This is a genomic window from Thermosipho globiformans, from assembly GCF_003990895.1.
GTDB classification, from domain to species: domain Bacteria; phylum Thermotogota; class Thermotogae; order Thermotogales; family Fervidobacteriaceae; genus Thermosipho; species Thermosipho japonicus.
The window spans coordinates 217,124-230,427 of sequence record NZ_BHXD01000002.1 but is presented as its reverse complement, the minus strand read 5'-3'; the positions used below and the strand labels follow the sequence as shown (position 1 = coordinate 230,427).

The 13,304-nt window shown below is 32.7% G+C and carries 12 protein-coding genes and 1 tRNA gene; 8 read left to right on the top strand and 5 right to left on the bottom strand.

Going from position 1 to position 13,304, the window contains the following annotated elements; translation table 11 throughout:
* The first annotated feature begins 197 nt into the window (after positions 1 to 197).
* The 6 genes from EO083_RS03135 (at position 198) to EO083_RS03110 (ending at position 9,457) form a co-directional block, all read left to right on the top strand.
* Positions 198 to 2,021 carry an ABC transporter substrate-binding protein gene (locus tag EO083_RS03135; protein WP_126992733.1) on the top strand — a complete coding sequence of 608 codons (1,824 nt, stop codon included), beginning with the start codon at positions 198 to 200 and terminating at the stop codon, positions 2,019 to 2,021.
* A 52-nt stretch (positions 2,022 to 2,073) separates the two neighbouring features.
* Positions 2,074 to 3,507, top strand: coding sequence for an ABC transporter permease (locus EO083_RS03130; protein WP_126992732.1), 1,434 nt, complete (start codon positions 2,074 to 2,076; stop codon positions 3,505 to 3,507).
* Positions 3,508 to 3,520: 13 nt separating this feature from the next.
* Positions 3,521 to 6,049, top strand: coding sequence for an ABC transporter permease (locus EO083_RS03125; protein ID WP_126992731.1), 2,529 nt, complete (start codon positions 3,521 to 3,523; stop codon positions 6,047 to 6,049).
* Positions 6,050 to 6,054: 5 nt separating this feature from the next.
* Positions 6,055 to 7,062, top strand: coding sequence for an ABC transporter ATP-binding protein (locus tag EO083_RS03120; RefSeq protein WP_126992730.1), 1,008 nt, complete (start codon positions 6,055 to 6,057; stop codon positions 7,060 to 7,062).
* Positions 7,043 to 8,044 carry an ABC transporter ATP-binding protein gene (locus EO083_RS03115; RefSeq protein WP_126992729.1) on the top strand — a complete coding sequence of 334 codons (1,002 nt, stop codon included), beginning with the start codon at positions 7,043 to 7,045 and terminating at the stop codon, positions 8,042 to 8,044. The genes EO083_RS03120 and EO083_RS03115 overlap by 20 nt, the downstream gene beginning before the upstream one ends.
* A gap of 174 nt (positions 8,045 to 8,218) precedes the next feature.
* Positions 8,219 to 9,457 (top strand): DUF1015 domain-containing protein, encoded by a 1,239-nt coding sequence (locus EO083_RS03110; protein ID WP_126992728.1) that lies wholly within the window; start codon positions 8,219 to 8,221, stop codon positions 9,455 to 9,457.
* 36 nt (positions 9,458 to 9,493) lie between these two features.
* On the opposite strand, the gene EO083_RS03105 is transcribed toward EO083_RS03110, so the two are convergent.
* From EO083_RS03105 to EO083_RS03085, 5 genes are all read right to left on the bottom strand, one after another.
* Positions 9,494 to 9,694, bottom strand: a complete 201-nt coding sequence (locus EO083_RS03105) for a hypothetical protein (RefSeq protein WP_126992727.1) — start codon at positions 9,692 to 9,694, stop codon at positions 9,494 to 9,496.
* Positions 9,695 to 9,710: 16 nt separating this feature from the next.
* A complete protein-coding gene (gene fliS / locus EO083_RS03100; RefSeq protein ID WP_012580199.1) occupies positions 9,711 to 10,121 on the bottom strand; it encodes a flagellar export chaperone FliS in 411 nt (136 codons plus the stop codon).
* Positions 10,122 to 10,135: 14 nt separating this feature from the next.
* Positions 10,136 to 10,735: a DUF8042 domain-containing protein gene (locus EO083_RS03095; RefSeq protein ID WP_126992726.1), complete on the bottom strand. Its 600-nt coding sequence runs from the start codon at positions 10,733 to 10,735 to the stop codon at positions 10,136 to 10,138.
* Positions 10,728 to 11,270, bottom strand: coding sequence for an NUDIX domain-containing protein (locus EO083_RS03090; RefSeq protein ID WP_126992725.1), 543 nt, complete (start codon positions 11,268 to 11,270; stop codon positions 10,728 to 10,730). The genes EO083_RS03095 and EO083_RS03090 overlap by 8 nt, the downstream gene beginning before the upstream one ends.
* Positions 11,271 to 11,350: 80 nt before the next feature.
* Positions 11,351 to 11,440, bottom strand: a tRNA-Ser gene (locus EO083_RS03085).
* Positions 11,441 to 11,675: 235 nt separating this feature from the next.
* Here EO083_RS03085 and pdo point away from each other — a divergent pair.
* Positions 11,676 to 12,338, top strand: coding sequence for a protein disulfide oxidoreductase (gene pdo, locus EO083_RS03080; protein ID WP_012580196.1), 663 nt, complete (start codon positions 11,676 to 11,678; stop codon positions 12,336 to 12,338).
* A 14-nt stretch (positions 12,339 to 12,352) separates the two neighbouring features.
* The gene (gene trxB / locus EO083_RS03075; RefSeq protein WP_126992724.1) at positions 12,353 to 13,303 is read left to right on the top strand and encodes a thioredoxin-disulfide reductase; all 951 of its coding nucleotides are present in this window, start codon (positions 12,353 to 12,355) and stop codon (positions 13,301 to 13,303) included.
* The last annotated feature ends 1 nt before the right edge of the window (position 13,304 follow it).

Here is a 13,304-nt window from a genome sequence, read left to right as displayed (position 1 = left end):
AAGGACGCTAAAGGCACAGATTACATATATGTTACTAGGTCAGCAGTTAACAATGTTAATAGACACGCTTTCTGCTCATCCTAAAATGATTAGATTGATTGAAAAATAATTTTTACATTGGCCAGGGTGATAATAATAGTTGCGTTGTTACAAAAAGGTATTTTTTATTACACTTTCATAAAGGAGGGGGTCGTTTTATGAAACGTTTGTTCGTATTCTTAACTATTTTGTTATCATTATTTATTTTTGCTGAAACAGTAGTAAACTATGCATTACTAGAAGATATCACAACCACAAATATCTGGAACTTACTTGGCTCAGGTTCATCAGCATGGAATTTTTATATTCAGCTTTGGAAATATCCATCACTCCTTGGAATGAATAAAGATGGAATGTTAATCCCATCCGCAGCAGCTGAAATTCCAAAAATTGTTGAAGAAAACGGAATGTATACAGTAACCGTAAAACTAAGAAAAGATTTAAGATGGAGCGATGGCTCACCATTTACCGCAGACGATGTTGTTTTTACATACAACACCATCCAAGAAATGCAAATCCCCGGTGGAAACTGGACCGGTGCATATGAACCTAAGAAAGTTGAAAAAATTGATCCATGGACAGTAAAATTCTACTTTGAAGAAAAGAAAACAATGACAATTTACTATGATACACTCATGACAGCTATAGTCTCAAAAAATTTCTGGGAACCATACGTAGAAAAAGCTAAAGAACAGGAAAATCCTGTTAACTGGCTATTAAGTCAAGAAGTTGTAGATCCAGGAATCACTGCATTGAATCTTGGAAAGATCGAAAAAGGTGCATTCGTTGAAGTAAAAAGAGAAGTTGATAAAGATTTCTATTGGGCCCAAGGTGAAAAAAGCATTTTCTATGAAAATGGAGGATTTGTCATTGAAAATCCAAATTCTGGTTATAAATGGACAAGTGTAAATCCTTCTCCAGAAGGCAATGTAAAGCTAACTGTCGAAAATGGACCTTACGTAGATAAAATAATTTACAGGATCTATGGAAACAAATCAGTGGCACTTCAGGCACTCCAAAAAGGTGATGTTGATTTTGTTTTAAATCCAAATGGATTAACATCAGGTGAATTTGAATCACTAAAAGGTGTACCTGGCATAAAACTTACAGTTAATCCTTCATTAGGCTTTAGATATTTAGCATTTAACTTAAGAAAATTCCCATTCAATATTAAAGAATTCAGACAAGCAATTGCAGCATTAATAGATAGAGATTATATATGTAATAGGGTATTGCAAGGAAAAGCAATTCCTCTTGCAACTCCTGTTCCACCCGCAAATACATTCTGGTACAATTCTGATGTCAAAACAATAGGCGAAGGACTCTCAAGAGGCGAAAGATACCAACTTGCAATAGAACTTTTGAAAAAAGCTGGATTTAGCTGGGATCAAGAACCAATTCTTGACTTAAATAACACCGCAAACCCAGTAGTCAAAAAAGGTAAAGGATTAAAAGGACCAGATGGAAATTATGTTCCAGACCTTGAACTTCTCTCTCCATCCGGAGAATACGATCCTATGAGAGCAACCACAGCTATTTACATAGAACAATGGGCAAAAGATTTAGGAATTCCAATCGACGTAAAACTTACAGACTTTAATGAAATAGTTACAAGGGCATTTGATGAAGTTGATTTCGATATGTACATGTTGGGTTGGGGTATAGGAAGAGTTCCAACATATTTCAAGAGTTTCTGGGCATCAGATCAAATGGCACCAGAAGGATTCAATACACCAGGATACAACAATCCAGAATTTGATGCGCTTGTTGAAGAATTTGAAATGGCAGATAGCTTTGATGAAGCAGTTGAAGCAATTAAGGCTGCACAAGAACTTCTTGCAGAAGATCTTCCTTACATTATCCTCTTTACAACTCCAATATATGAAGCGTATAGAGATAGCATAGCATTCCCATATACAGACATTCTTGATGGTATTCAAAATTACAATGGCTTCCCAGAAAATGTTATGAAAGTAAAATAGTTTCTCGCCCCCTCGTTGAGGGGGGCTATTTTAACAAAAAGGAGAGGTGAAAATGAAGACAAAACTTTCGATACAGCTTATAGTAGGAATATTGTTCATAATTACGCTATTTTTTTCATCTAAAATTGCTTTTGGATTAATTCTTCCACTTTTAGGAATTATAATCACTGCATCTAACACAAAAAAGATCCATCACTATGTATTTTTAATTATTACATTAATTCTCTACTTTTCAGCCTTTTTTAATTTCAAGTATTTATTCATTTTTAGCCCAAGATTTAATTATTTACTTTCAATAGTATTGTACTTATTTTCACTTCCACTACCTGGACTATTCAAATTTATTAGAAATAGACTGTATCAAATGCTAATATTACTCATTATATATGTTACCGTTGTTTTCTTTATATTCCTTGCTATGCCTGGAGATTACACATCAAAATTTTTGGACCCAAAAATAATGAAACAACCTGAAATGATGGAAAAAATAAAAAGATTATTCGGTGTTGATGACCCGTGGTATGTTAAATATGCAAAACATATGAGAAATTTCTTTAATCTTGAACTTGGAATTTCTTTTTCAGAATATCCGAAAAGAGTCGAAGATATAATTGCAGAAAGACTTCCAAGAACAGTTTTTCTATTTTTAATGACAACTTTATCTTCATATATCTTGGGATACAATCTTGGAAAAAGAATAGCTTGGAAAAGAGGAGGTATTTCAGATAAAGTCGCAACATTTGTTGGAATTGTATTTTGGACAATATTTACACCATTCTTTATGTTAATTATGATATGGTTATTTGGTGTTGTATTAGGTATTTTCCCGTTAAGTGGTTTTATAGAACCATCAAAATGGCTAAATGTTAGCTTCTCAACTCAAGATGTGTTTATACGATTATTGCTAAGTGCTTTTGTTTTAGTCGCCTTCTGGGTAGTTGGTATAATTATTGCTTCCTTTATGAAAACAAAAAAAGCTAAAAATATATCAGTACTTTCGATATCGCTTTCGGGAATTATATTAGTATTATTATATTGGCTTTTTAATGGATATGGCTATTATGCGCTCGATATTATATACCATGTTGTTCTTCCGGTTATATCTCTTACCATTCTTGGTTTTGCAGGAAGCATGTTAGTGATGAGGGATACAATGCTTGAAATTATAAAAGAAGATTATATTACAACTGCAAAAGCAAAAGGTCTTCCAGACAAAGTCGTAAGAGACAAGCATGCGGCAAGAACCGCACTTTTACCACTCGTTACAAGTTTTGTATTATCTCTCGCCTCAACAGTAAGTGGTGGTGTTATAACTGAAACTATGTTTTCTTGGAAAGGTATGGGACTTACACTCTTAAATGCAACACTTGTTCAAGATACCCCACTTGCTATGGGCTGCCTTACCTTTACAGGCGTGTTTATTTTAGTTGCTCATTTGGTAGCCGATATTTTATACGCAATCCTAGATCCTAGAATCAGATATTGAAGGGGTGAAGCAGATGGCAAATGAATCAATCACCAAAATAAAAATAAAGTTATTTTTAAAGAATTTTAAAAAGAATTGGGAACTATTTAAAGAAAATAAGATGGGGGTTTTTGGTTTAAGCATTATTATAATATTTGGTCTTTTTGCAATTTCCTACCCAATTGCCTGGCAATTTGTTGACCACAGTATATACAATCCAGTTACTGGGACAGATCCTAGAATCCATGATATATCATACATTTCAAAATACATGTCACCACAAAATGTTATAAAAGGAATAGAAATTCCTCCGTCAATAATATTTACATATTCTTTCTTAGATCAAGGGGAAGAATTTAAAAAGCAGATAGAACAAAAAATAGATCAAGCACAAAGAAAATTCGTAAATTTAGATTATGCACAAGCTTTTAGGCACGTACTTGATTCGATTGTTGATAATTACTTTCCTATGAAAGAAAGAATAAGATTTCAAACTCAAGTAAATCAATTAGCTGAACATGATTTAATAGCAATAAAGCCTATTGCACAAGTAATTGAAATAGGTGATAGAAAAAAATTCTCTTTAACTTCATTTAAAAAATTGCTTGAAAAATTAGATATAGAAACTCTGGCAAGCGCATTATCACCATACAAGGGCGAAAAAGAAATTTCAACTATTTCACTATGGATTAAAATTGCTGCTGGAAAGGATAAAAGAGAACTCTTTAAAAAATTACTCAACAAAGAATATTCCAATGAAGAGATCAAAGAAGCACAAAATAAAATTTACAAAGCTATTTCTAACCTTGCAAAAGAAAAAATAATCGATGTTCAAATATCCGTTTCAAATCAATCTGATCTTGAATCAACAATAGAATTTGAAAAAATACCCATAGTTGATCTTGCTAAAGCAACTGTATTTAATACTTTAGTTGATATTCTTACATTATCAAAAATTAACAATAATTATGATGAAACAATTAAAATGTTTAAAAATACAAAGTATGAAAATCTATTAGATTTTGCAATTTCTAAAATTCCTGATCTCAGTGTTGTAGAAAACAAAGAATCTAATAAAAACAGAATAACTAAATATTTTGAAGAACTTTCAAAAGAATTTTCAAAATTATCTCTCGAATTTAATTTAAAAGAACCAGCAAAACTCCTTGACAATCTTTCTGGAATAAACCTTGCAATTATAACCTTTGATCTTTCTCCGAGTATTAAAGCAAAATTAGAAGATAATCTTTTTGATTATCCACAAATACTTGAAAGCTTTAGGAAAAAACAAGAAAATCTATTTAAAATTGTTGCAAATTCAAGAACCTACATGTTATCAGTTGTAAGTAAAATAACCAATATTCCATTAAACATGATCAATATTCCAAAAATATATTTGTCATTAGACTTTACAAAACTTATTCCTGCATTGGATGATCCAATGATAAACCTTCTAGCACTTGCAACATATAACACAAAACACTTTGATCTTATAGTTGAAAATTTAGAAAGTGCTGGTGATGCTAATTATAGAAGAATAGATATTGTTGAAAAATTAAAGAATCATTTACCAGTAACAAACCATATAAAGTTATTAACCAATAGTGAAGATAAGATAATTTCAAAAACTATCCTTTCGCAAATCATAAAAGAATATACAAATAATTTATCTGAAAATAGTAGAAAATACTGGGAAGAAAAATATTCAGATATTTTGGCTTCAAGTAATGACTTAAAAGAAGCACTGAATTATCTAAATCAACCGCTCAATTTATCTGAAAAAGAAGCAAAAGAACTAGTTGTAAGCATTTATAACGATCTTGCTCTTGCATCTAAGCTAGGTATACAACATCCTTTACCACCAAACAGATGGCACATACTTGGTACAGATCCTGGTGGTAGAGATATATTCATGCAACTTTGGAGAAGTACACCAAGTGAATTTATGCTTGGTTTCTTAGCAGCAATTATTACCGTAACTATAGGTACCATTATTGGAACAACTGCTGCTTATTATGGTGGTTTTATTGATACTTTTTTCATGAGACTTGCAGATTTAATGTTGTTATTCCCTGGTATTGCATTCTTAATAGTACTTTCTGGATTTTTCAAACTCAATCTTTTCTGGCTAGCTCTAATTCTTGGACTTTTAGGTGGTTTTGGAGGAATTACATTGGTTATAAAAGCTCAGGCACTTACAATTAAAGTAAAACCTTACATAGAAGCTGCAAAAGTTGCCGGAGCTTCAAACAGATATATTATCTTTAACCATATAATTCCTAATGTTATGCCACTTTCTTTTCTCTACATGATGTTTAATGTCACAGGAGCAGTTTTTTCAGAAGCTTCTTTGAGTTTCTTTGGACTTCTAAGAATAAGAATTAGCTGGGGTATTATGATAAATACCGCTTGGACTTCTGGTTATCTATCATCTGGCAATATAGGTTCATACTGGTGGTTATGGGTTCCAGCCGGTTTAATAATCACAATATTCTGCTCAGGGTTTTATTTCTTGGGTAGAGGTCTGGAAGAAATTGTAAATCCAAGACTTAGAAAGAGGTGATTTACGTGGCATTATTAGAAGTTAAAGATTTAAAAATGCACTATAAAACAAAAATGGGATATGTAAAAGCGGTTGATGGAATCAGTTTCACTTTAGATAGAGGCGAAAGTTTAGGAATAGTTGGTGAATCTGGTTGTGGAAAAACCTCCGTTTCTATGACAATGTTAAGACTCCTTCCAGAAAATGGAGAATTCAGAGGTGGTAATGTCTTCTTTGAAAATGATAACGGAAAAAAGGTAGACTTAGTTTCATTACCAGAAAATGAAATGAGGAAATATAGATGGAAAGGTCTTGCAATGGTTTTCCAAGCCGCAATGAATTCATTAAACCCTGTATACAAAGTAGGTGATCAAATTGTCGAGGCTATACTAACACATTATCCAGAAAAAACAATAGATGAAGCCAAAGAAAAAGTCGCAGAATTATTTGAACTGGTAGGTCTTGACCCAAAAAGAATGGAACAATACCCACATCAATACAGTGGTGGAATGAAGCAAAGAGCAGTAATTGCACTTGCCTTATCTTGTGATCCAAAAGTAATAATTGCAGATGAACCAACAACTGCATTGGATGTTATAGTCCAAGATAAAATACTAAAAGAAATGAAAAAAATTCAAGAAAAACTTAATATGGCAATGATTTATATCTCTCATGATATAGCCGTAATCGCCGAAGTTAGTGATAAAATAGCTGTCATGTATGCAGGAAAATTTGTAGAACTTGCAGATTCAATTACAATTTTTAAAAATCCAATGCACCCTTACACCTTCTTATTGATGAACGCATTTCCAAGTACAATTGGAGAAAAGAAAAAACTTTTAACTATTCCAGGAGAACCTCCAAATCTTTTAAATCCTCCAAAAGGATGTAGATTTGCTCCAAGGTGTCCCTTTGCAACAGAAAAATGTAAAGAAGAAGAACCCCAGTACAGGGAAATTGAAAAAGGTCATTATGTTGCATGTTGGTATCCATTAACAAAAGAGGTGAGAGATAATGCAAAAAACAATCTATAAAACTGATACAATTTTAAAAATTGAAAATCTAAAAAAGTACTTTGCTGCAGATAGAGGTCTTTTTTCTCGTGTAAAACATTATGTGCATGCAGTTGATGATGTATCTTTTGAAATAAAAAGAGGAAAATCACTTGGGCTTGTTGGTGAATCCGGATGTGGAAAAACTACAACTGGAAAAGTTATAGTTGGTCTTGAAAAACCAACCGACGGAAAAGTCTATATCGATGGAAAAGAAATTAGTGAATATGAATCAAAGCTTGAATATCATAAAAAGGTACAAATGATTTTTCAGGATCCGTATGAATCACTAAATCCAAGAATGACAATTTTTGATATTATTGCTGAACCACTTAACATCCACAATATTGGAAATTTAAAAGAAAGAGAAGAAAAAGTTTTAAAATTGCTTCAAGATGTTGGCCTTACACCACCTTCAAGTTTTCTATGGAGATATCCCCATGAGCTTTCGGGTGGTCAAAGGCAAAGAGTAGCAATAGCTAGAGCTCTGGTACTAAACCCAACATTTATAGTAGCAGATGAACCAACTTCAATGCTTGATGTATCTGTTAGAACAGGAGTTATGAACCTATTAATGGATTTGCAAGAAAAATACAACATGAGCTATTTATACATCACTCATGATTTTGCCGTGGCAAGATACATGTGTGATAAAATTGCAGTAATGTATCTAGGAAAAATAGTAGAATATGCTGAAACAGAAGAGTTACTCTTTAATCCAATGCATCCATATACAAGGGCACTTCTTACAGCAGTGCCAGTACCTGATCCTGAACATAAAAAAGATGAACCAAATATAATTGGTAGCGTTAGCAAACCAATAGATCCACCCCCTCGCTGTAGATTCTACGATAGGTGTCCATTTAGGACGGAAAAATGTAAAAATGAACCACACCCTCAACTAAAAGATATAGGAAACAATCATTATGTTGCATGCTATTTGGTACAAGAGGGAAAGATATAAAATTTGGATGGTCCTAGTTGAAAACTAGGACCTTTTTTTGATTATAAAAAAGCATAAAAAAGGATTCAAGTGATATGGATAACTCATTATTTTATTTTAGCTTTTTTTAAAATTGAAAGCCATATTCCCATATGTTAAAATGATTTTGAAAAAAATTACAAAGGGGGTAGAAAAATGGTAGTAAGGCCATTTAGAGGATTAAGACCAAGAAAAGATATGATAGATAAAGTTGCTGCAAAACCATACGACGTAGTTTCAACTGAAGAAGCCAGAAAAGAAGCCGAAAGAAATCCTTATACATTTTACAAAGTTACAAGACCAGAAATAAACTTTGATGGAGAAGTTGACACACACTCAGATGAAGTAATACTAAAAGGTAAAGAAGTTTTAGAAAACTTTCAAAAAGAAGGAGTTATGATTCTTGAAGACAAACCAGCTATCTATGTTTATAAAGAAGAATGGAAAGGATATTCACAGATAGGTATATACGCAACCTTTTCAACCCAAGAATATAGAGAAGGAAAAATAAAAAAACATGAACTTACTAGAAAAGATAAAGAAGACGAAAGGGCAAGACACGTCAAATTAATGCAAGCACACACTGGACCAGTATTTCTAATGTACCGCTCAAGACCAGAAATAGATCAATTAATCATTAAACACACTACAAAAGAGCCAGAATATGATTACACCGATGAAAGTGGCATACACCACACTTTATGGGTAGTAAAAGACGAAAATGAAATAAAAGAAATCGTTGATGCATTCAAAAGTGTAGATGCTTTTTACATAGCAGATGGTCACCACAGAGCTGCAGCTGCTGCAAGAGCTGCTGAAGAACTTGCAAAAGAAAATCCAAATCACACCGGGGAAGAAGAATACAACTTCTTCCTAGCAGTATTATTTCCACACAGTCAACTTCACATTCTTGACTATAACAGAGTAGTTAAAGATTTAAACGGAAATTCCAAAGAAGAATTTTTAAAGAAAGTTTCAGAAAAATTTGACATCGAAGATGCTCCAAACTCTCCATTCAAGCCTGAAAAGAAACATGAATTTGGAATGTATCTAGATGGAAAATGGTACAAGCTAAGTGCAAAGGAAGGAACATTTGATAAAAATGATGTAGTATCTTCCTTAGATGTTGCAATCTTGCAAGATAATCTTTTAAATCCAATTCTTGGAATTGAAAATCCAAGAACTGATAAAAGGATTAATTTCGTTGGAGGTATTAAAGGAGTTGAAGAGCTTCAAAGACTAGTTGACAGTGGAGAATATACAGTTGCATTTGCTCTTTATCCAACGTCAATAGAAGAACTGCTTCAAGTAGCAGATGAAGGAAAAATAATGCCACCAAAATCAACGTGGTTTGAACCAAAATTAAAGAGTGGTATAATTGTTCATCTTATGTAAGTAAAATGGAGCGCAAAATGCGCTCCATTTTTTACTCTACACAAAAAATGCTGTCAATCCGGAAAGTCCAAATAAAATTCCACTCAAAATCAAAAATCTTATCCCTAATCTATTACTTTCTTTTGTCTTTTTCTCATTTTCTCTTCTCATCGCTCTAAGTCCTATCTCAAAAAATATTATAGAAATCAAAAAAACTATTGTTGCCCCCACAAAAAACAAATTGGAAAGTAATTTCATATGGCTTCACTCCTTTTTACAGGCTCACATTCAATCTTGGCCTATTTGGATCAGGAACTTTACTTGCAGTATTACCGACATTTTTCATTGCCTCTCTCCATGTTTCAAGAAGCTCACTTAAATAACCTCTCACCTCTCTAATCTTTTCAACATCTTTCTTCGTATTTGCTTCAACAAGAGTTTTAAACATATAGGTATACAATGCTCTTAAATTTTTTGCAATTTCTCCACCTTTTTCAAGATCCAAAGACAGGTTTAACTCAGTAATAATATCCTGACATTTTTGAATTTCTTCATTTGCTTTTACATACTCTTTATTTTTAACATCTCTTTCTGCCATATCCAAAAGTTCTACTGCTCTTTGATACAACATCTCTATTAATTTTGCTGGACTTGCGGTTTTTACCATTTGTTCTGTATAATCCATTGTTTCACCTTCCTTTAATTATTCTGTTTTAATACATTTAATACATTCATAAAATAATTTCTATAATATTCCAATACAAGCGGAATTTTTTCCTCAAGAAGATCGGATAATTCTATTAAATCCCTAGTTTCTAAAGCTGTAACAAAGTCTGTGAGTATTTCGGTAATCTGTTTTTCATCAATATTATTTTCAAAATCAGAGGGTGCATATCCCGTCATTTTTATAGAATTAACTCTTAAATTTTCCATAGCTGAGATTCCTTCAGCCAAATCTTTAATATTATTAAACCCTTCACTTTCACCAACTAAAACATTAGAAGAAACTTTCTCAAGAAGTTTTTCTATGTTAGATATATAATCTACCACATCCGCTAATGTTGATATAAAAAACTCTTGTAACGGGACAAATTGAACGCTTATTTCTAAATCTTCATCTAAAATTGCATCTCTAAGTTCATCAATTCTATTTATTGGAACATCTTTATCATTAACCTTTACTTCTTTTAACACCATTCCTTTGTATTTTTTTACAATTTCATCTAAAAGTTCTCCAAAATTTTTGTATTTTGAAGATTCAAATGTTTCTAAGTTCCCATTAACATTTAGCCTAACCATTATTTTCACTCCTTAATATAAAATATGCTTTAAAAATACCTGCTATAGTTTTAGCATCTGTAATTTCACCATTTATACATTTCTGCAAAACAGTATTAAAATCCTCTATTTCAACATCAATTATTTCATCCTCATCTGGATTTGACTGACCACTTTCAAGATCTCTTGCAAGATAAAGGTGTATAACTTCATTTGAAAATCCCGGAGTTGTGTGAATATATCCCAAATAAAGGTAATCTTTTGCAACAAAACCAGTTTCTTCTTTTAATTCTCTTTTGGCACATTCTAGTGGATCTTCACCTTTAAAATCAAATTTTCCTGCCGGAATTTCCAAAAGCTCTTTACCAATAGGGTATCTAAATTGTTTTACAAGCACAACTTTATTATCGTCCAAAATTGGAACAACTGCAACTGCACCTGGATGTAAAACATATTCTCTAAAACTTTTTCTGCCATTTTCTAGCATCACTTCATCCTTTTTTACATGTAATAGAAAACCTTTAAATATCTCTTTACTGCTAATCTTCTTTTCCATATTTATTCCTCCATTTTTTTATTGTTCAAAAACAATTATACTACAAAAAACAAAAAGGCAGGAAAACCTGCCTTTTAACTTGGCGGAGGCGGTGGGACTCGAACCCACAAGGGCATTGCTGCCCACCGGTTTTCGAGACCGGCCCCTTAGCCAGTTCGGTGCACGCCTCCTTGCATCAATTATATTACCATAATTATATAAAAAATTCAATTCTAAAGAACTCAAATTGTAAATTTAACTTAGAACTTTTTTTCAGAAATCGAGTCTATATATTTGGTAGTTTAATTCCGACAAAGTTTGTCTGAAAATGTTACATTAAGTTTAGACTAATTTTAATAATATAGTGTATAATAAGGTTGTACCCAAGATGGGAAAATAATAAAAAATTTTTGGAGGTGTTTATTTATGGCACTTTTATCAGCAAAAGATAGGGAATATTTAACAGACTTATTCTCAAAGGAACTTGAAAACAAGGTAAAGCTCATTTATTTTGGAGATTCAAAAGAAAACTGTGAGTACTGTGATCTTGAAGAGCAAATCTTAGATGAACTTAAAGAACTTTCTGACAAAATTATCATTGAAAAGTACAACGTTAAAGAAAATGCAGATTTGGCAGAAAAATACGAAGTTGAGATGACTCCTGCTCTTATTCTTACACTAGAAGATGGAGAAGATAAAGGTGTAAGATTCTACGGAATTCCATCAGGTCACGAATTTGGTACTTTAGTTCAGGATATAGTTACTTTTGGAAAAGGTGCAAAACCAGAACTTTCACCAGATACAATTGAAAAACTAAAAGCAATCGACAAACCAGTTAAAATCAGTGTTTTTGTAACTCCAACTTGTCCATACTGTCCACGTGCAGTTCTCACAGCACATAACTTTGCACTTGTTAATCCACTTATCAAAGCAGAAATGATTGAAGCAAACGAATTCTTTGACTTAAGTAACGAATTTGGAGTTTCTTCAGTTCCTCACATTGTAATTAATAGAAATCCAAATACATTCTTCATAGGAGCATACCCAGAACCACAATATCTTGAAGAAGTCTTGAAGGCAATTAAATAAGGAGGTGAGCTAATATGGTTCACTTTGATCTAGGAAATATATCCACAGGACCTAAAGATTATTACGATATTTTAATAATAGGTGGAGGACCAGCTGGTTTAACAGCCGCTATATATGCAGGACGTGCTGGACTTTCCGCAGCTGTATTTGAAAAGGCACTTGAAGGTGGTGCTGTTACACAAACACATGTTGTTGAAAACTGGCCAGGTTTTATACGAATCGAAGGCGGCGAATTAGGAGAAAAATTTGCAGAACATGCAAAAGCATTTGGAGCAGAAATAATTACAGCAGAGGTATTAAAAATATCATATGACAATGAATATAAATATGTTGAATTAGACAATGGTAAAAAAGTCAAAGGTAAGGTATTAATTTACGCAACTGGAGCTGTTCCAAGAAAACTTGGAGTACCTGGTGAAGAAGAATTCAGAGGAAAAGGTGTTACATACTGTGCGGCTTGCGATGGGTATCTCTTTTCAGGTAAAGATGTTGTTGTTGTCGGTGGTGGAGATAGTGCATGTGATGAAGCACACTTTTTAGCAAAGATGGTAAAAAGTATAACAATGGTTCAAAATCTTCCTTACCTTACAGCTGCAAAAGTTCTTCAAGATAGATTGTTAGAAAACAAAAACGTAAAGGTTATTTTAAACTCACTCGTAAAAGAAATTAGAGGTAAAGATAAAGTAGAAGAGGTTGTTGTAGTAAATAATGAAACTGGCGAAGAAACAGTTATAAAGGCAGAAGGTGTATTCATTTACGTTGGTCTTGTACCAAAAAGTGATCTTCTAAAAGGCATTGTTGATATAAACGAATACGGTTATATAAAAACAGATGAAAACATGGAAACTAATGTACCAGGAATATATGCAGTCGGTGATGTAAGAGAAAAAAATCTTAGACAAATTGTTACTGCTGCCGCAGATGGCGCAATTGCAGTAGAACATGCCGCTAAAAAATATTTCTAAT

Excerpts from the sequence above, each read along its gene's own strand:
- EO083_RS03135 (WP_126992733.1), top strand. The coding sequence starts at position 198 with ATGAAACGTTTGTTCGTATTCTTAACTATTTTGTTATCATTATTTATT.
- EO083_RS03130 (WP_126992732.1), top strand. The coding sequence starts at position 2,074 with ATGAAGACAAAACTTTCGATACAGCTTATAGTAGGAATATTGTTCATA.
- EO083_RS03125 (WP_126992731.1), top strand. The coding sequence starts at position 3,521 with ATGGCAAATGAATCAATCACCAAAATAAAAATAAAGTTATTTTTAAAG.
- EO083_RS03115 (WP_126992729.1), top strand. The coding sequence starts at position 7,043 with ATGCAAAAAACAATCTATAAAACTGATACAATTTTAAAAATTGAAAAT.
- EO083_RS03110 (WP_126992728.1), top strand. The coding sequence starts at position 8,219 with ATGGTAGTAAGGCCATTTAGAGGATTAAGACCAAGAAAAGATATGATA.
- EO083_RS03105 (WP_126992727.1), bottom strand. The coding sequence starts at position 9,694 with ATGAAATTACTTTCCAATTTGTTTTTTGTGGGGGCAACAATAGTTTTT.
- fliS (WP_012580199.1), bottom strand. The coding sequence starts at position 10,121 with ATGGATTATACAGAACAAATGGTAAAAACCGCAAGTCCAGCAAAATTA.
- EO083_RS03095 (WP_126992726.1), bottom strand. The coding sequence starts at position 10,735 with ATGGTTAGGCTAAATGTTAATGGGAACTTAGAAACATTTGAATCTTCA.
- EO083_RS03090 (WP_126992725.1), bottom strand. The coding sequence starts at position 11,270 with ATGGAAAAGAAGATTAGCAGTAAAGAGATATTTAAAGGTTTTCTATTA.
- pdo (WP_012580196.1), top strand. The coding sequence starts at position 11,676 with ATGGCACTTTTATCAGCAAAAGATAGGGAATATTTAACAGACTTATTC.
- trxB (WP_126992724.1), top strand. The coding sequence starts at position 12,353 with ATGGTTCACTTTGATCTAGGAAATATATCCACAGGACCTAAAGATTAT.